We start from the raw sequence: 359 nt of genomic DNA, 5'->3' as shown, positions 1-359 counted from the left end.
CACACGCTTTAGCCATTGAACCATCAGCATTCCATATTTCAATGCGGAAGTCAGCTTCTTTTTGTGTGGATGAGTGGATAGTCATGATTTGATCAAAATGTGTTTGGGGATCTGCTGCTAATGCAAGGATTGCTTGGGGTGTAAGAGCATGTGTGCTTTCACGCATATCAGCAACAATGATTTGGTTTCCAAGACCATCCATCTTTCTAAATGGCGTTTTCATGAAATTTCTCTATTTATCGTTATAATAATAAATAATATATGACTGAAAATCTTATGAATTGCCAGTGTTTAATGTATAGAAATCGGATGGTAAAAAATTATAATCATTTAAAATTAGCAATTTTCATTCTGTTCTT

1 pseudogene is annotated in these 359 nt (G+C 34.0%); it reads right to left on the bottom strand.

Going from position 1 to position 359, the window contains the following annotated elements:
* Nucleotides 1-223, bottom strand: a pseudogene (locus tag ACFIK8_RS11775) (diaminopimelate epimerase); the annotation flags it as partial.
* Nucleotides 224-359: the final 136 nt, after the last annotated feature.

This window comes from Bartonella sp. MR168JLCBS (genome assembly GCF_042194175.1).
The sequence above is the reverse complement of the archived record's forward strand: the minus strand, read 5'-3'. Positions and strand labels throughout refer to the sequence as shown.